Here is a 15622-nt window from a genome sequence, read left to right on the forward strand (position 1 = left end):
AATCATCGTGCATGGCAGTCGCCTCCACGCTTGCTCGTTAGCAGAGCGCCTGTCGGGGTGTCGCGACCCCGGCGCGGGGGACGGCGGCGGCAGAGCAGCCAGGCGCCCGGCAGGCTCGAGACCAGCACGATGACCCCGTAGACCAGTGAAATGGCCACACCCTGAGCGGGGTCCAGCCCGGCGCCCATCCACACCAATGCGGCGGCACTCTCGCGCAACCCCCAGCCGGCGACCGAGAGGGGGATCGCCATGACCATCAGCACCGGCGGGATCAACGGCAACAGGGTGGCGAGGTCGATATCGGCCCCCACGGCACGGGCGGCGATGGCGTAGATGGCGACATAGCTCGCAACCACGCCCAGGGAACTGACGCATTGCCAGAGCCACATGCGCGAGGCGACCAGGGCAGCCCCGAGATCGCCCAGCGTGTCGCCCAGCCAGGCCGGCGGGCGACGATAGCCCCAGATCCCCACTACACCCAATACGACGATCCCCATCGTCAGTCCGCCGGGAATGTCTCCCAGCCGGGAGAGGCCACCGAGCACGCTCTCGCGCAAGTCTGATGAGACCAGGAACCCCGCGATGGCGATCACGGCCAGCATCAGTTGGCCGGAAAGGCGTTCGATGATCACCGCGCGCCAGGCCCGTGGACGGTCGCTGCTCGATCGGGCATGGCGCCAGGCCCGCGAGGCATCGCCGATGACGCCGCCCGGCAGTACCTGGTTGAGAAAGGTAGCCATGTAGTATTCCGCCACGGCGCGGCGTAGCGGCAGCGTCAGCCCCATGCGGCGGGCGGTCAGACGCCAGCGCCAGGCGGAGAGCACTACCTGGGGCACGCTGAGGGCCAATGCCAGCAACAGCCAGCTCGGCGCGGGGGCGACGAAGGCGTCACGCAGCGCTCGCGTGTCGAGTTGCCAGGCGAGCACCCCGATCAGCGCCAGGCTGACGCCCAGGCGTGCGAGGGTGGCGTTAGCGGGACGCATGGGCGGGCTCCGGGGCGGCGAACAGATCGCGGTGCCCGACGTACAGGTCGAGATGGCCCTGATCGAGGGCCTCCCGGCGATGTTGCCGCCAGCGCTCGATACGCCGGCGCTCATGCGGCGCTTGTTCGCGGGCAGCGGCAGCCCAGCCGTCGATCAGGCTCAGCGCCAGGGGACGCTGCGCCGGTGTCAGGCGCCAGGGGCTTGCAGCGTCGATGATATGAAAGCCTCTGGCGGTGAAGGCTTCGACTAATGCCTGGGGGGCCGCGGTGCCCAGCGCGGGGCCGAGGCCTTTGTCGCGGCGTTGATGCGCGGCGAGTACCTCGAGGAGCCAGGCATCTTCGGCATCATTGTCCGCCACGTCATCGGCCTGGAAACGAATCTCGCCGTCCACGCTGAGCGTGATCAGTGCCGCGGCGCGATGAGCCGCGCAGGCGTCGGCCAGGGTCTCTATCCAGGTGGCGCTCACCAGATCGCACAGTGCCGAGGCGGTGACGAGATCGATACCGTCGAACCACGACGCATCGAGCGCATGCAGGTCGCGCTGATGCGTGGTCACGTGGATGGGCGCTCCCGCGTGATCGCGCAAGGCCTGACAACGTTCCACGGCATGAGTAAGCAGAGAATCGTCATGATCGACCAGGTGCCAGTGCTGGGGGCCGGGCAAGCGAGGCGCGAGATAGCGCACATTGGCACCGCTGCCACAGCCAAGATCGAGTAGTTTCCAGGGAACATGGCGCTCATGCGCGGCAAGCCAATCGACGGCGGCCTGCAAGGGCGCCATGGCGCGGGCGTCGTGGTCGGCTTGCTCGCGCCTCGCCAGCCAGGGCTCGCTGAACGTACCGGCGGTGTTCATGCACTACCTCGTTGCAAGGCGGCGGCGAAGGCCGCACCGACTTGCGACCAGTCGCGTAGCGAGGTCCGAGCACGTTCGGCGCCTGCGCGCCATGCTTGACGCTTGCGCGGGTCGCCGAGCATCTCGCGCAGCGCAGCGGCGAGCGCCTCGACATCGCCGGGAGGCACCTTGAGGCCGGCATCGTCGGGCAGAGTATGGGCGAGCGCGCCCCCGGTAGTGGTGACCACGGGGAGGGCATGCGCCAGGGCTTCGCTGACAACCATGCCGTAGCCCTCGTAGTGCGAGGGCAACACGAATATGTCGCTGGCGTGGTAGGCCTCGCCCAGGGCATCGGCGGGTCGCTCACCGAGCAGGTGGATGCGTTCTTCCAGGCCGTGGGCGGCGATACGTGCCCGAACGTGCTCGACATGCGCCGGCGCACGATCCAGACCACCGATGCAGTCGCATGTCCAGGGCAGGTCGGTCAGCGAGGCCAGCGCTTCGACGAGCGCATCATGCCCCTTGCGCGGAGTGACCGTGGCCACGCACAAAAGGTGCGGCACTTCAGCGTTACCACGTGCCGGCGCGGCGCGCATCACGCCGGGTTCGACCACGTGCAAGCGCTCAGGATCCACCTGGAAATCCGCCAGGCGCCGCGCGGTGAAAGGGCTGGTAACGATGACATTGTGCACCGCAGACAGTGCGCGTGTTTCGCTGATCAAGAAGCGTTCGCGTTCGGCGTCGCCGAGACCGGTTTCATCGGCGAGCGGATGGTGAACCAGGGCGGTGAGCGCCAGGCGCTGAGTATGGGCCTCGAGGACGTCGGGCAAGCCACCCATCGCGAGTCCATCGATGATCACATGGGCGCCCTCGGGCCGCGCCGCCAAGGCGTTTTCAAGTGCCTTTTTCGCCGTGGCGTCGGGTTCGGGAAAACGCCCCTCGAGGCCGATGACCTCGACCGGCCAACCGTGTTCGCGCAGGGCCGTGACGACGCGTGCGTCATAGACATAGCCGCCGGTCAACTGTGCGGGATCGCCGGCGACGATCAGGGTCACGGGATGGCTCATATCGCGCCCTCGTAACTCGCCCAGGCGATATGCGATTCATGCAGTGTCACGCCGAGGGCCGTCAGTCCATGCCCGGTCTCGCCGAGTTCGCCTTGGCGGATGGCATGGGCGAGCCGCTCGAAAATCACCTTGGCCATGAACTCGGTCGTGGTGTTGCGCCCCTGGAATTCGGGCACGTCGTCGAGGTTGTTGAAGTTGAGTTCCTTCAGAACGCGGGAAAGCGTCTGGCTGGCCAGGCCGATATCGACGATGAGGTCGTCGCGGTCGAGTTCGGGGCGCTTGAAGGCGACATCGACCACGTAGGTGGCGCCATGCAAGCGCTGTGCAGGGCCGAAGATCTCGCCGTTGAAGCTGTGCGCGATCATGAAGTGGTCTCGAACCGTCAGGCTGAACATCCGTGTGGCTCCTTTTGTATTGCGGTTATGCGTGTTACTGGGTATGCGTGTTAGATGGGTGCCACCGCATGGTGGTGGCGTCACGAATAGCGTATGCGATGACACAGTGCCGGGCGATCCGCGTCGCTGAGCCGTGCCAGGGCGTTGGGTAGGTCAAGGAAGTCGCTTTCAGCGTCGATCAAGGCATCGAGGCGGGCGTCGCGCAGTAGCGTCAGGGCCAGTTGTAGGCGTTGGGCATGACTGCGACGCGCGCGGCGTGACGGGGAGACACCGCCGACCTGGCTGGCACGCAGCGTCAACCGCCGCGAATGAAAAGCCTCGCCGAGGGGCAGTGTGACCTCGTCGCGTCCGAACCAGCTCAGCTCGATGATCTCCGCTTCGTACCCTGCCAGTGCCAGGGCGCTGCGCAAGCCCTGAGGGCTGCCGCTGGCGTTGATCACGATGTCCTGCGCATCTTCGGCATCGTGCGGGTGGCGAAAAGGCAAACCCAATGCGGCGGCCAGTTCGGCCTTTCCGGTATCGATGTCGAGCAGTTGCACGCGTACGCCGGCCGTGTGTTGACACAACCAGGCGACCAGGCTGCCGACCACGCCGGCGCCGATGACGCTGATGCGATCGCCGACGCGTGGAGCGGCATCCCATAGGGCGTTGACGGCGGTTTCCATGTTGGCTGCGAGGACTGCGCGTGCGGCGGGAAGATCCTCGGGTAGGGGGACGACGGCCTCGATGGGAATCACGTAGCGCGTCTGGTGAGGATAGAGACAGAAAATCTCGCGGCCACGCCAGTTCTCTGGCCCTTCCTCGACCACGCCGACGTTGGCATAGCCATATTTGACCGGCCCCGGGAAATCCCCTTCCTGAAAAGGCGCACGCATGCGGGTGTATTCGCTCTCCGGGATCTTGCCTTGAAACACCAGACTTTCGGTGCCGCGGCTGATGGCACTGTAGCGTGTTCTGATCAACAACTCGTGTGCCTGGCGGTTGGGCAAGGCGTGCTGCCTGACCTCGCCGTGGCCCGGTGCCTGCATCCAGAAAGCCTGAGCATTCGCTGCGTGCATGGAAAACCTCCTTCTGTGGCTGCAAGTATCGTTCATGACATCATTCATGTACAGGTATTGTACACAGAGGCATTTATGTACCATTTTATTTTAGGTATCGAGTGCTATCAGCGTAGTGAAAGTCGCGCTGTTGATTGGGTCCTCTGTCATAGTTGAACGCAGACGCTTGGGAGAAAAGGTCATGCGTGACACATCACACCACGCCAGCGGTCGCAGAGCATCGTGGGTACATGGGTTGCCGGCGGTTCTGGAGCTGCTGTTGGGCTTATGCCTGGTCGGGTTGCTGGTGGAAACCCTACAGTGGCATTTGGCGGCACCCCCTGGGCTTGGCTGGATGGTGGGAGGTGTGTATCTGGCGATGGCGGTCATGATCGTATGGGGCTGGCCAGTAGCATTGCGCTGGCTGGGTTGGGCCAATCGTGTGACCTTGCTGCGAGGGGTATTGATCGCCCTGCTTGCCGGCAGCATGGCGTTTCCCGCCTTCATGCAACGTCATACGCTGGAAATGGTCGGGCTGGCATTGTTGGCCTTGTGCTTGGATGGCCTCGATGGTTGGGTGGCCCGGCATACGCACTCTGCCACTGCCTTCGGCGCTCGTTTCGATATGGAGCTGGATGCTTTCTTCATCGCCGTGCTGTGCTGCGCGCTCGTGGTGCTCGACAAGCTGGGCGGTTGGGTGCTGTTATGCGGGGCGCTGCGCTATGGCTTTGTCGTGGCAGGGCTGGTGTGGCACTGGTTGCAACGGCCGCTCCCCCCAAGCTTTCGCCGCCAGTTGGTGTGCGTATGGCAAGTCGCCAGTCTGCTGGTGGCGCTGCTGCCGTTCGTGGCGCCTTTCTGGGCCATGCTCTGTGTGAGCTTGGCGCTGGTATTGCTGATGTACTCGTTCGCGAGTGATGTCGCGTGGCTATATCGCCAACGACGCACGCGTATCTGAGGCCTCTCGGTCCTGGAGGAGGCGTTCGGCTCAACGTAAGATTCAGCTTGTGCGCTTGATCAGCCCGTCTAGTGATGTTCTTCCAGGTGATTCAGGTGGTTGATGAACTGTGTGAAGATTTCCGCCTGAGTGGAGGTGTTCAGTCGCGTATGGATGTTCTTGCGATGCACCTTTACCGTGCCGACGCTGATTTTCAGGTGGTCGGCAATCGCCTGGGAGGAAAAGCCCCGCAGGATCAGATCGGTAATTTCTCGCTCACGCTGAGTCAGAACGCCGCTGGCGAAGGTCCGCAGTGCACGCTTCATGGGGCCGTCGGAGCGGCCGTATTGCAGGAACTCGTCGGACTGGGTCTGCCAGAACTGGCGCATGAGCGCGCTGATGACCGGGTGAAACTCTTGTAAGGCATTCAGTTCGGTCCGCGAAATGCTCTCCAGCGCGGCTTTGCGCCCGAGCGTGATGGCGCAGGTCACTTCGTCATCGAGACGGATCAAGAGGTTGATCTCATCCACCAGCCCGAAGTTCTGGTAGCAGGTTTGATAGTATTCGGTGCTCTTGAACGAATCCGGCATGATGTCGGCAAGTCGCACGATGCCGGGAGATGCGGTGTCCTTGATGGCGTGGAACAGCGGGTCGAGCACATAGGCATGATTGATGTACTGGCGCAGGGTGTCGCTCTGCTCCGCCGGGTCGGAAGGATGGACGAGAATCGGTCGCAGCGATTTCTTGTAGGTCAGTAGCAGAATCGTGTCGAAGAAGCACAGGGTCGACAGGAAGGCCTCCAGCATCATCGGGAAACTGCGTAGTCGCTGATGCTCGATGAGTACGGCCAGGTTTTTCTGCCAACTTTCATTAGTCTGTATCTGATTAACGCGATCTCTCATCGCTTGTCCTTGCTTCTTTTAGGCGGCCGAAAGGGGGCTATCAGGAATTTTACCAAGGCTAAGCCAGATGGGGGACCGGTACCAGCCCGGTTTGCCTTCGGGGCATGTCGGAGGCAGAGATACACGACGTCTGCCACTGGCCGGATACCCCTGGGGTGATAGATACACCACTATCTGGATGGGATATTTTGATGCTCTGATTTTCGAAAAGCACTCAAGAGTCACGCTTATGGCGACGAATAAAAAGCAGGACAAGAACCGCGAGCTGGATCTCTTCATCACGGATTTGAACGGTAATTTACGCGGCAAGCGTATGCCCGCCAGCGGTTTGAAAAAGGTCCGACAGGAAGGGCTCAAACTGCCGCGCTCGGTGGTGGGCTTTGATTTTTGGGGGGCCGATGTTTTGGCCAATGGTCTGGTGTTCGAGACCGGTGACAGCGATGGCATCTGCATGCCTGTCAGTGAAGAGCCAGTTCCGGTGCCATGGTCGGAAGTACCGCGTGACCAGATGCTGGCGATGATGTTCAATCCTGATGGCACGCCTTTCAAGGCCGATCCTCGCCAGGTGCTCAAGCGCATGGTAGATCGCTTCGCCGAAAAAGGGCTGACACCGGTGATGGCCACCGAGCTTGAGTTCTACCTGATGGATGCCGAGTCGGAACGGATCCAGCGGCCGATTCCGCCGGCACTGGCGGATGGGAAAGGGCGTCGCCTGGCTAATACGGAAGGTTATTCCGTTGAGGAAATGGATGGCTTCGAGGCGTTTTTTGCCGATGTGCGCGAAGCCTGCCAGGCGCAGGGCGTCGGCGCGGACACCATCATTGCCGAGATGGGGCCGGGGCAATTCGAGGTTAACCTCAATCATGTGGCCGATCCGCTGCATGCGGGCGACCAGGCGATCCTGTTCAAGCGCCTCGTACGCGGCGTCTCCCGTCGCCATGGCTATGCGGCTACCTTCATGGCCAAACCCTATGTCGAGGAAAGCGGCAACGGCTTTCACGCGCATTTCAGTTTGCTCGACCGCGACGGTCACAATGTCTTCGATGACGGCACTGAGCAGGGTAGTGACCTGCTGCGTCATGCCATTGCGGGGCTGATGCAGTTGATGCCGGAGAGCATGCTGGTGTTTGCGCCGCACCTGAATTCCTATCGTCGCTTCATGCCGGGCGCCTATGCACCGACCCATGCTAGCTGGGGTTACGAGAACCGGACGGTGGCGCTGCGCGTGCCGGAAAGCCCCAATCTAGCGCGGCGGATCGAGCATCGGGTAGCCGGTGCCGATGCCAATCCGTATCTGGTGCTGGCGGTCATTCTCGCCGGTGCGCTGCATGGCATGGAAAACGAACTCGAGCCAGATGCCCCGGTGGAAGGTGATGCCTACACCGAAGAAGATCCCCAATATCCGTTGCCTTGTGAATGGCAGGACGCCATCACTCGCTTCGACCAGAGTGAGAGACTGCGGGAATACCTGGGCGACGAGTTCGTGCGTGTCTATGCGCAAGCCAAACGCCAGGAGTGCAGTCGCCTGAGCGAGCGCATCTCCGATATCGAATACGAGGCCTATCTGGGATTGCTCTGATCCTGGCCAGGCGCTAAAGACAGGCACGGCGCGACCGTGAGTGAGGAATTCGTCATGACGCTGAAAATCGGCATATTGGCCACCGGCACCACGCCGGACAATCTGATCGAAACGCATGGCTCCTACGCCGACATGTTCGTTAACTTGTTCGGGCAAGCGGGCTATGACTTTACCTTCATTACCTTCGATGTCCGCGACGATATCTTTCCCGAATCAGTCGATGCTTGTGATGCCTGGATCATCACCGGCTCAAAATCCAGCGTCTGCGACAAGACGCCCTGGATGGCACGCTTGAAAGCACTGATTCTCGAGATCTACGGCACCGGCCGTCCCATCGTGGGGATCTGCTTTGGCCACCAGATCGTGGCGGAAGCCTTTGGGGCCGATGTCAACCAGTATCCGCAAGGTTGGGGCGTAGGGCTGCATACCTATCAACTGGACAAAAGCGTGCCGGAACTGAGCGCACTGGGGGGCCAATTCACGCTGAATGCAGTGCATCAGGATCAGGTGTTGAGCAAGCCAAAGCAGGCCGAGGTCGTGGCTTCGTCGTCTTTCTGTCCGTTTGCAGCGCTCCAGTACGACAATCGCATCCTGACTCTGCAGGCGCATCCGGAGTTCAACGTGGCGTTCGAAACCCGGTTGCTTCAGTCACGTCGAGACGCCCCGATTCCGGCGGCGGCAACCGACCAGGCGCTGACCAAGCTCCATGAGGCGTCTGCGCGTACGGACTCACTGCAAGTCGCTCACTGGATGGCCGCTTTTTTGCAGCAGGGTTGCTCTTCAACAGAGTAGGCGTCGTCGAGCGTATCTGACATGGCCATCCTGCTGCATAGGCTTGTCGTACGATAGTGCCTGACAGCGTCAGGCCCGGGGCTGCTGTTGGGTGATGCAGTGGATGTTGCCGCCGCCCAGGAGGATCTCGCGGGCATCGACGGCGACCACCCGGCGGTTTGGGAACAATCTCTCGAGGATCATTCGCGCTTCATCGTCGTAGGCCGGATCGAGTTTGGGCATCACCACCACCGCGTTGCCGATATAGAAATTGACGTAGGAGGCGGCCATGCGGTCGCCGGGTTGGCGCGGGCGCGAACTGCTCAGCCGGTCGACGCCGCTGGCTTCGGTCTCGGCGATGGTCAGCGGACCGGGCATCGGCAGCTTGTGCACGGTAAGCCGCCGTCCCCTGGCGTCGGTAGCAGCCTCGAGAATCGCCAGGGCCTCGCGGGAGATGGCTTGCTGTGGATCACTCTCGTCGTCGGTCCAGGTCAGCGCCACCTCGCCGGGGGCGACGAAGCAGCACAGGTTGTCGACGTGGCCGTCGGTTTCGTCCTGGAAACAGCCGCGCGGTAGCCAGATGACCTTTTCGACACCCAGATAGACACACAACAGCCGTTCGATCTCGGCTTTATCGAGATCGGGATTGCGGTTGGGGTTGAGCAGGCACTCCTCGGTGGTAATCAGGGTGCCCTCGCCGTCGACGTGGATCGCGCCACCCTCGAGCACCAGCGGGGTGATGAAGCGTTCGATGCCGAGTATCTCGGCGATCTTCTGGCGGATGCGGCGATCCTTGTCCCAGGGGAAGTAGAGCCCTCCGTTGAGTCCGCCCCAGGCATTGAACTCCCAGTCGACCATTGCCAGGCGACCATCCGGATGCGTCAGGAAGGTCGGCCCAACATCGCGCATCCAGGCGTCGTTATTGGAAAGCTCGATCACCCGAATGTGCATCGGTAACTGGTTGCGGGCGTTTTCGTATTGATCGTCGTTGACGCCGACGAAGAGTGTCTCGCTCTCGGCGATCGCCCGGGCGACGGCGACGAATGCCGCCTGCGCCGGCTTGGCGCCGTAGCGCCAGTTGTCGGGGCGCTGCGGCCAGAGCATCCAGCAGGCGTCGTGCGCGGCGAACTCGGCGGGCATGGAAAAGCCCCGCTCGGCGGGAGTGGCGTTGCGACGCTCAGTCGCGATGTGTGTGTCGTTCATGACGAACCTCAAAGATAGCCTGCTGCCAGGAATACCAGCGTTGCCAGGAAGGCGGCAATAAGTGCATAGGGAAGCTGTGTCAGGGCATGGGCCATCGGCGTGCAGCCGCTGCCCTGGGCCGAGAGTACGGTGGAGTCGCCGTAGAAGCAGGCGTGACTGCCGAAGGCGCTGGCCGAGATCAGCGCGCCGATCACCAGCGGCATCTCGGCGTTAACGCTGCTCGCCAGCGGCAGAACGATGGGCATCGCCACGGCGAAGAGTCCCCAGAACGAGCCAGTGGCGAAGGCCAGGAACGCCATCGTGACGAAGCTCACCGCCGGCAGCAGTTGTGCGGTCATCAAGGGTTGCAGGGTCTGGATCACATACTCGGTGAGTCCCAGACCGTCGTTGACTTCCTTGAGCGTGAAGCCGGCGACCAGCGTCCCCAGCGGCATCAGCATCGACTTGAAGCCCTCGAGCGCGGTATCGAAGGTGGTGTGAAAGCTCATCAGGCGCTGACTGAAGATCAGTACCAGTGTCACGGCCAGGGCCACGATCACCCCGCGCAGGATGTCGATATCGAAATACCAGGTGAAGAAGATCAGGCTGGCGATGGGCAGCAAGAAGTTGAGCAGATGCGGGCGGCGCTGGCCTTCGTCCTCGACTTCCAGGGCGTTTTCCTCGGCCCCGTCGGGCATCACTTGACCGCCGCTGGCGCGCAGCTCGGCTTTCTTCATGGGGCCGATGGCGGGGATCCACCCCATCGCGACCAAGGGCACCACCGCGGCGGCGATCCAGGCGTAGAACATGTAGGGAATCGATTCGATGTAGAGCCCCATACCGCTGCCGGTCACATCGTTTTCTTCGAGCAGCCCGGCGAAGAACACCGCCCAGGTGGAGAAGGGCACCAGGATGCAGATCGGCGCGGCGGTCGAGTCGACGATGTAGGCGAGCATCTCCCGCGAGACCTTGAAGCGGTCGGTGATCTTCTTCATCGAGGCGCTGATCGCCAGGGCATTGAGGTAGTCGTCGACGAAGATGGCCAGACCGAGGACCCAGGTGGTCAGCAGCCCCTGACGCCGGCCGTGGATGCGACGGGTCATGACGTCGCCGAAGGCCAGCACGCCGCCGGTACGCACCAGTAGCGCGATCAGGCTGCCGAACAGCCCACAGACCAGGATGATCCAGGTCACGGTGTCGTTGCCGAGCACCGTGAGTAACGTGTCGGAGGCCTGGGTCACCACGCTTGTCGGATCGATCATCAACATGCCGACCAGGGCGCCGGTCATCAGTGATTCGATGGTGCGGCGGGTGACGATGGCCATGATCAGCACGATGAGGGTGGGAAACAGGCTCCAGAGTCCGTAAGTGTCCATGTAATACTCTTTTGTGATTGTGGTCTCGGGGGCGCGGTAGACCGTCTCGTTGGAAGGCGCTGTAACCCCTTCCATGGGTGCTACATTCGCCGTCCATGGCGAATGACCTTCTACGGGCGGCCTACCTCGGATGCCCCAACGGACAGGTCGAGAATGCTCTTTTACAGGTAACCGTCGGCCTTGAGTGACGCCGTCGCGGCGGTCAGCGCCGCGTCGAGGATGGCCACTACCTCGTCGACCACCTCGCGGGTCCAGATCAGCGGGGGCGACACGATGTTGAGATGGCCCACCGGACGAATGATCAGGCCGCGCTTCTGGGCCTCGAAGGCGACCCTGTCGCCAACCCGTGCCTCCACCGGAAAGAGCGCCTTGGTCTGCTTGTCGGCGACGTTCTCGAGACACATCATGAAATGGCTACCGCGCACGTCGCCCACTGTGGCGTGATGCGACAACGACTGCAGGCGCTCTTCGAGATAGGGGCCTACCGCGCGGACGTTTTCGCAGATCCCCTCGCGCTCGATGATCTCGATGTTCTTGAGCGCCGCTGCGCAGCTCACCGGATGCCCGGAGTAGGTGAAGCCGGTGCTCAGCACGCCGCCCGGCCCCTGCGGGGTGGACAGCACGTCGTAGAGCTCGTCGGAGATCAGCGTCGCGCCCAGCGGCGCATAGCCGGAAGACAGTCCCTTGGCACAATTGATGATATCGGGCTGGGTCTCGAACACCGACTCGGAGGCGAAGAAGTGCCCCAGACGGCCGAAACCGGTCACGACCTCGTCGGCGATGTAGAGGATGTCGTTGGCCCGACACACCGCCTGCATGCCCTTGTGGTAACCCACGGGGGCTACCAGCACGCCGCCGGCGCCCATGATCGGCTCGGCGATGAAGGCGGCGATATTGTCGGCGCCGATCTCGGCGACGGTGTCCTCGAACTCCCGGACTAGGTGGTCGCAGTATTCACTTTCGCTCATGCCTTTGGGGCGGCGGTAACAATTGGCCTCGCTCAGATGGGTGACCAGATGATCGAGAGTATCGAAGTCCCAATTATTGCTCGCGATTCCCGTCAGGGTAGAGGCCAGGTAGGTCGTGCCGTGATAGGCATTGTTGCGTGAAATGATGCGCTTCTTGTTCGGTTTGCCGAGGCGATTGAAGTAGTAATGCACCAGGCGGATGGTGGCATCGTTGGCCGCTGAGCCTCCGCAGCTGTAGAAGACGTGATTGAGATGCGCGGGCGCCAGCTCGGCGAGTTTGTCGGCGAGCAGCGTGGCCGGCACGTTGGAGAGGTTGTTGAAGGTCGAGAAGTAGGCCATGCGCGTGGCCTGCTCGGCCATGGCCTCGCCAATCTCGGCCCGGCCATGGCCGACATTGACGCACCACAGCCCGGCGATGCCGTCGATGAAGCGGTTGCCCTTGGCATCCTGGACGTGGATGCCCTCGCTGTCGGTGATCAGGTCACAGCCTTCCTCGTGAAAGACGCTGAAGTCGGTGAAAGGATGAATGAAGTGATCCTTGTCCTTTTGCCAGAGCGCTTGGGCATCGTGGGGACGGGTTTCGGTGCTCATGGTGTCGTCTCGCAAGTTAAAAGCGGTCATTGCCGTGATAAGTGGCCGCGATGAGTCGTTGTGGTCGGAAAGAGACTAGCGAGGAAAGGGAGGGCGGGAATATATCCTGATAGGGGTATATCGCAACGACCGGTGGGCCGCCTAATGTGTTCAATGGTTCAAACACCTAACAAGCACAAAGGGGGTACCTCATGGCGGTTTCCATTGACGGCCAACGGTTGTGGGACAGCCTGATGGCGATGGCCGAGATCGGTCCTACCGAGAACGGCGGTAGTGGCCGTCTGGCCTTGACCCCAGAGGATGCCGCCGGACGACGCTTGTTGCTCGACTGGTGCGAGTCGCTCGGCTGTACTTGGCGAGTCGATCGCGTCGGCAATATCTTCATTCGCCGTGCCGGCAAGCGCGATGACCTCGATCCGGTGGCCATGGGCAGCCACCTGGATACCCAGCCCAAGGGAGGCCGCTTCGATGGGGTGCTCGGCGTCCTGGCCGGACTCGAAGTGTTCCGTACCCTCGCGGATCAGTGCATCGTGACTGAGCGGCCGCTGGAACTGGTGGTCTGGACCAACGAGGAAGGCAGCCGCTTCGCGCCGGCCATGGTCGCTTCCGGCACCTATGCCGGTGCGTTCAGCGTCGAGTCGACGCTGGCCCGCGAGGACCGCGATGGCGTGACGTTCGGTGAAGCGTTGGCTGACTGCGGGTACGCGGGAGATTCGCCGGTTGGCGAGCCCCGACTGGACAGTTTCTTCGAGCTGCACATCGAACAGGGCCCGGTACTCGAGGAAGAGGGCGAGCCCATCGGCGTGGTGACCGGCGTCCAGGGCATGCGCTGGTTCGACGTGACGCTCTCGGGCCAGTCGGCCCATGCCGGGCCGACCCCCATGCGCTATCGCCGCGATGCTCTGGCGGCAGCGGCGCGCCTGATCGACCGACTGCAGGCCCATGCCCTGGCGGACGATAGCGGCGATACCAAGGTGACCTGCGGTTGTCTAGATATCGTGTCGGCGTCACGCAATGTGGTGCCGGGCGACGTCAAGCTCACTATCGATCTGCGCCATGTGGTAGAGAGCGAACTGAACGCGTTGCAAACGTATTTCGAAGGGCTACTCGCCGACGTGGGCGAGACCTGCGGCGTCACGGTGGCCCAAGAGCGGATATGGGCCTCGCCGGTAGTGGCGTTCGCGCCGGAGTGCGTGGCTGCGGTGGAACGTGGCGCTCTAGAGCATGGCCTGAAATACCGTCGCATGATGAGTGGCGCCGGTCACGACGCCGTCTATGTGTCTCGGGTGGCGCCGACGGCCATGATCTTCATTCCCTGCCGTGACGGTATCAGTCACAACGAGGCTGAATACGCCACGCCGGAACACTGTGCCGCAGGCACTCAAGTGCTTTGCGATGCCATTCTTGAACGCGCCAGTCGCGTGTACTGACCTGGGGAGAACGACATGACTCAATCCAAGACTTCAATTCCCGAAACCCATGCCGATTGGCGGGCACTGGCCGAGCATCTGAGTGTCGAAAAGAGCCTCGAGGCGCGTGCCTATATCGATGATACCTTCGTTGACGCTGTCAGCGGCGAGACTTTCACGAGCCTCAATCCGGCCACCGGCGAGACGCTCGCCAAGGTAGCCAGCTGCGATGCCGCCGACGCCGAGGCAGCGGTGACGGTGGCGCGACGTGCCTTCGAGGGCGGCGCGTGGTCGCGGTTGTCACCGGGCGAACGCAAGGCCGTGCTGCTGCGTCTGGCCGAGCTGATGGAGTTGCACAAGCACGAGTTGGCGCTGCTCGACAGCCTGGACATGGGCAAGCCGGTGTCGAGTGCCATGGGGGACATGGCTGGTGCCATCGGCTGCATTCGTCACCATGCCGAGTCCATCGACAAGCTCTATGGCGAAATCGCGCCCACTGGCGAGGATAGCCTGGGATTGGTACTGCGCGAGCCGCTCGGTGTGGTGGCGTCGATCGTGCCCTGGAACTTCCCGTTGATGATGACGGCTTGGAAGATCGGGCCGGCGCTGGCGGCCGGCAACAGCGTCATCTTAAAGCCCTCGGAGAAGTCGCCGCTGTCAGCGTTGCGTCTCGCCCAACTGACGCGTGAAGCCGGTTTGCCGCGCGGCGTCTTTCAGGTGCTGTCCGGTTTCGGCCACACGGTGGGCAAGGCATTGGCACTGTCGATGGGCGTCGACTGTCTGGCCTTTACCGGCTCCACCGGGGTAGGCAAGCAACTGATGCAGTACGCCGGCCAGTCGAATCTCAAGAAGGTCTTTCTGGAGTGCGGCGGCAAGAGCCCGAATCTGGTCTTCGCCGATTGCAAGGACCTGGACCGAGTGGCCGAGCACGGCGCCGCGGCGATCTTCCACAACCAGGGCGAGGTGTGCATCGCCGGCTCGCGGCTGCTGGTCGAAAACAGCATTCGCGAGCGCTTCGTCGACAAGGTGCTGAGCGCCGCCGAACGCATGCAGCCCGGCGATCCGCTGGACCCGGCGAGCTTCATGGGGGCGATGGTCGATCAGACCCAGTACCAGCGGGTGCTCGACTATATCCGCCAGGGCGTTGAAGAAGGCGCAACGCTACGTACCGGCGGCAAGGCGCTGGACGGCGAGGGGGCGAACGGCCAAGGCCTGTTCATCGGTCCGACGGTATTCGACGGCGTGACCGATAGCATGACCATCGGCCGCGAGGAAATCTTCGGTCCGGTACTGGCGGTGTTCGGCTTCGACACCGAGGAAGAGGCCGTGCGGCTTGCCAACGACAGCGACTATGGTCTGGCAGCAGGCCTGTGGAGCCAGGACATCGATCGCATCATGCGCGTTACGCGACGGTTGCGCTCGGGCCAGGTGTTCGTCAATAACTGGGCGGACATGGACCAGACGGTGCCCTTCGGCGGCGTCAAGCAGTCCGGCAACGGCCGCGACAAGTCCCACCACTCGCTGGAGGAATACTCCGATCTCAAGACGGTGTGGATGACGCTGACGCCCGCGTCGTGAGCATGGCTGCAATGCCAC

General features: G+C 62.7%; 14 protein-coding genes. 5 read left to right on the plus strand and 9 right to left on the minus strand.

The genetic code is table 11. The features are described 5' to 3' along the window. Positions 1 to 2: 2 nt before the first annotated feature. The 5 genes from RVY79_RS11020 to RVY79_RS11040 all read right to left on the minus strand — a co-directional run bounded on the left by RVY79_RS11020 (position 3) and on the right by RVY79_RS11040 (position 4335). On the minus strand, positions 3 to 983 hold the full coding sequence (locus RVY79_RS11020) for a lysylphosphatidylglycerol synthase transmembrane domain-containing protein (protein WP_317464183.1): 981 nt from the start codon (positions 981 to 983) through the stop codon (positions 3 to 5). After that, complete coding sequence (locus RVY79_RS11025; RefSeq protein WP_317464184.1) at positions 970 to 1836, minus strand: methyltransferase domain-containing protein; 867 nt, start codon at positions 1834 to 1836, stop codon at positions 970 to 972. The genes RVY79_RS11020 and RVY79_RS11025 overlap by 14 nt, the downstream gene beginning before the upstream one ends. Next, positions 1833 to 2882: a glycosyltransferase family 4 protein gene (locus tag RVY79_RS11030; protein WP_317464185.1), complete on the minus strand. Its 1050-nt coding sequence runs from the start codon at positions 2880 to 2882 to the stop codon at positions 1833 to 1835. Before RVY79_RS11030 ends, RVY79_RS11025 begins: the two co-directional genes overlap by 4 nt. Then, a complete protein-coding gene (locus tag RVY79_RS11035; protein ID WP_317464186.1) occupies positions 2879 to 3277 on the minus strand; it encodes a 6-carboxytetrahydropterin synthase in 399 nt (132 codons plus the stop codon). Before RVY79_RS11035 ends, RVY79_RS11030 begins: the two co-directional genes overlap by 4 nt. Positions 3278 to 3357: 80 nt before the next feature. After that, positions 3358 to 4335 (minus strand): zinc-binding alcohol dehydrogenase, encoded by a 978-nt coding sequence (locus RVY79_RS11040; RefSeq protein WP_317464187.1) that lies wholly within the window; start codon positions 4333 to 4335, stop codon positions 3358 to 3360. 181 nt (positions 4336 to 4516) lie between these two features. Here RVY79_RS11040 and RVY79_RS11045 point away from each other — a divergent pair, with 181 nt between their 5' ends. Continuing rightward, entirely contained in the window at positions 4517 to 5269 is a 753-nt protein-coding gene (locus tag RVY79_RS11045; RefSeq protein WP_317464188.1) for a CDP-alcohol phosphatidyltransferase family protein, read from the plus strand. Between the two features lie 68 nt (positions 5270 to 5337). On the opposite strand, the gene RVY79_RS11050 is transcribed toward RVY79_RS11045, so the two are convergent. Next, a complete protein-coding gene (locus RVY79_RS11050) occupies positions 5338 to 6150 on the minus strand; it encodes a helix-turn-helix transcriptional regulator (protein WP_317464189.1) in 813 nt (270 codons plus the stop codon). Positions 6151 to 6379: 229 nt separating this feature from the next. Here RVY79_RS11050 and RVY79_RS11055 point away from each other — a divergent pair, with 229 nt between their 5' ends. Next, positions 6380 to 7729 (plus strand): glutamine synthetase family protein, encoded by a 1350-nt coding sequence (locus RVY79_RS11055; protein WP_317464190.1) that lies wholly within the window; start codon positions 6380 to 6382, stop codon positions 7727 to 7729. Positions 7730 to 7783: 54 nt separating this feature from the next. After that, positions 7784 to 8521: a glutamine amidotransferase-related protein gene (locus RVY79_RS11060; RefSeq protein ID WP_317464191.1), complete on the plus strand. Its 738-nt coding sequence runs from the start codon at positions 7784 to 7786 to the stop codon at positions 8519 to 8521. Between the two features lie 69 nt (positions 8522 to 8590). Here the strand turns inward: RVY79_RS11060 and aguA are convergent, their stop codons facing one another. From aguA to RVY79_RS11075, 3 genes are all read right to left on the minus strand, one after another. Further along, positions 8591 to 9703 (minus strand): agmatine deiminase, encoded by a 1113-nt coding sequence (gene aguA / locus RVY79_RS11065; protein ID WP_317464192.1) that lies wholly within the window; start codon positions 9701 to 9703, stop codon positions 8591 to 8593. Positions 9704 to 9711: 8 nt separating this feature from the next. After that, positions 9712 to 11133, minus strand: a complete 1422-nt coding sequence (locus RVY79_RS11070; RefSeq protein WP_317464193.1) for a Na+/H+ antiporter NhaC family protein — start codon at positions 11131 to 11133, stop codon at positions 9712 to 9714. Between the two features lie 86 nt (positions 11134 to 11219). Beyond that, positions 11220 to 12617, minus strand: coding sequence for an aminotransferase (locus RVY79_RS11075; RefSeq protein WP_317464194.1), 1398 nt, complete (start codon positions 12615 to 12617; stop codon positions 11220 to 11222). Positions 12618 to 12808: 191 nt separating this feature from the next. Between RVY79_RS11075 and RVY79_RS11080 the strand changes: the two genes are divergently transcribed. After that, positions 12809 to 14047 carry a Zn-dependent hydrolase gene (locus tag RVY79_RS11080; RefSeq protein WP_317464195.1) on the plus strand — a complete coding sequence of 413 codons (1239 nt, stop codon included), beginning with the start codon at positions 12809 to 12811 and terminating at the stop codon, positions 14045 to 14047. 15 nt (positions 14048 to 14062) lie between these two features. After that, positions 14063 to 15604, plus strand: a complete 1542-nt coding sequence (locus RVY79_RS11085) for an aldehyde dehydrogenase (RefSeq protein WP_317464196.1) — start codon at positions 14063 to 14065, stop codon at positions 15602 to 15604. Positions 15605 to 15622 lie beyond the last annotated feature (18 nt).

Source organism: Chromohalobacter sp. HP20-39 (assembly GCF_033052815.1).
Taxonomy (GTDB): Bacteria; Pseudomonadota; Gammaproteobacteria; order Pseudomonadales; family Halomonadaceae; genus Chromohalobacter.

Coding starts and splice junctions, on each gene's coding strand:
- RVY79_RS11080 (WP_317464195.1), top strand. CDS start 12,809: ATGGCGGTTTCCATTGACGGCCAACGGTTGTGGGACAGCCTGATGGCG.
- RVY79_RS11050 (WP_317464189.1), bottom strand. CDS start 6,150: ATGAGAGATCGCGTTAATCAGATACAGACTAATGAAAGTTGGCAGAAA.
- RVY79_RS11020 (WP_317464183.1), bottom strand. CDS start 983: ATGCGTCCCGCTAACGCCACCCTCGCACGCCTGGGCGTCAGCCTGGCG.
- RVY79_RS11040 (WP_317464187.1), bottom strand. CDS start 4,335: ATGCACGCAGCGAATGCTCAGGCTTTCTGGATGCAGGCACCGGGCCAC.
- aguA (WP_317464192.1), bottom strand. CDS start 9,703: ATGAACGACACACACATCGCGACTGAGCGTCGCAACGCCACTCCCGCC.
- RVY79_RS11070 (WP_317464193.1), bottom strand. CDS start 11,133: ATGGAAGGGGTTACAGCGCCTTCCAACGAGACGGTCTACCGCGCCCCC.
- RVY79_RS11035 (WP_317464186.1), bottom strand. CDS start 3,277: ATGTTCAGCCTGACGGTTCGAGACCACTTCATGATCGCGCACAGCTTC.
- RVY79_RS11075 (WP_317464194.1), bottom strand. CDS start 12,617: ATGAGCACCGAAACCCGTCCCCACGATGCCCAAGCGCTCTGGCAAAAG.
- RVY79_RS11025 (WP_317464184.1), bottom strand. CDS start 1,836: ATGAACACCGCCGGTACGTTCAGCGAGCCCTGGCTGGCGAGGCGCGAG.
- RVY79_RS11055 (WP_317464190.1), top strand. CDS start 6,380: ATGGCGACGAATAAAAAGCAGGACAAGAACCGCGAGCTGGATCTCTTC.
- RVY79_RS11045 (WP_317464188.1), top strand. CDS start 4,517: ATGCGTGACACATCACACCACGCCAGCGGTCGCAGAGCATCGTGGGTA.
- RVY79_RS11060 (WP_317464191.1), top strand. CDS start 7,784: ATGACGCTGAAAATCGGCATATTGGCCACCGGCACCACGCCGGACAAT.
- RVY79_RS11085 (WP_317464196.1), top strand. CDS start 14,063: ATGACTCAATCCAAGACTTCAATTCCCGAAACCCATGCCGATTGGCGG.
- RVY79_RS11030 (WP_317464185.1), bottom strand. CDS start 2,882: ATGAGCCATCCCGTGACCCTGATCGTCGCCGGCGATCCCGCACAGTTG.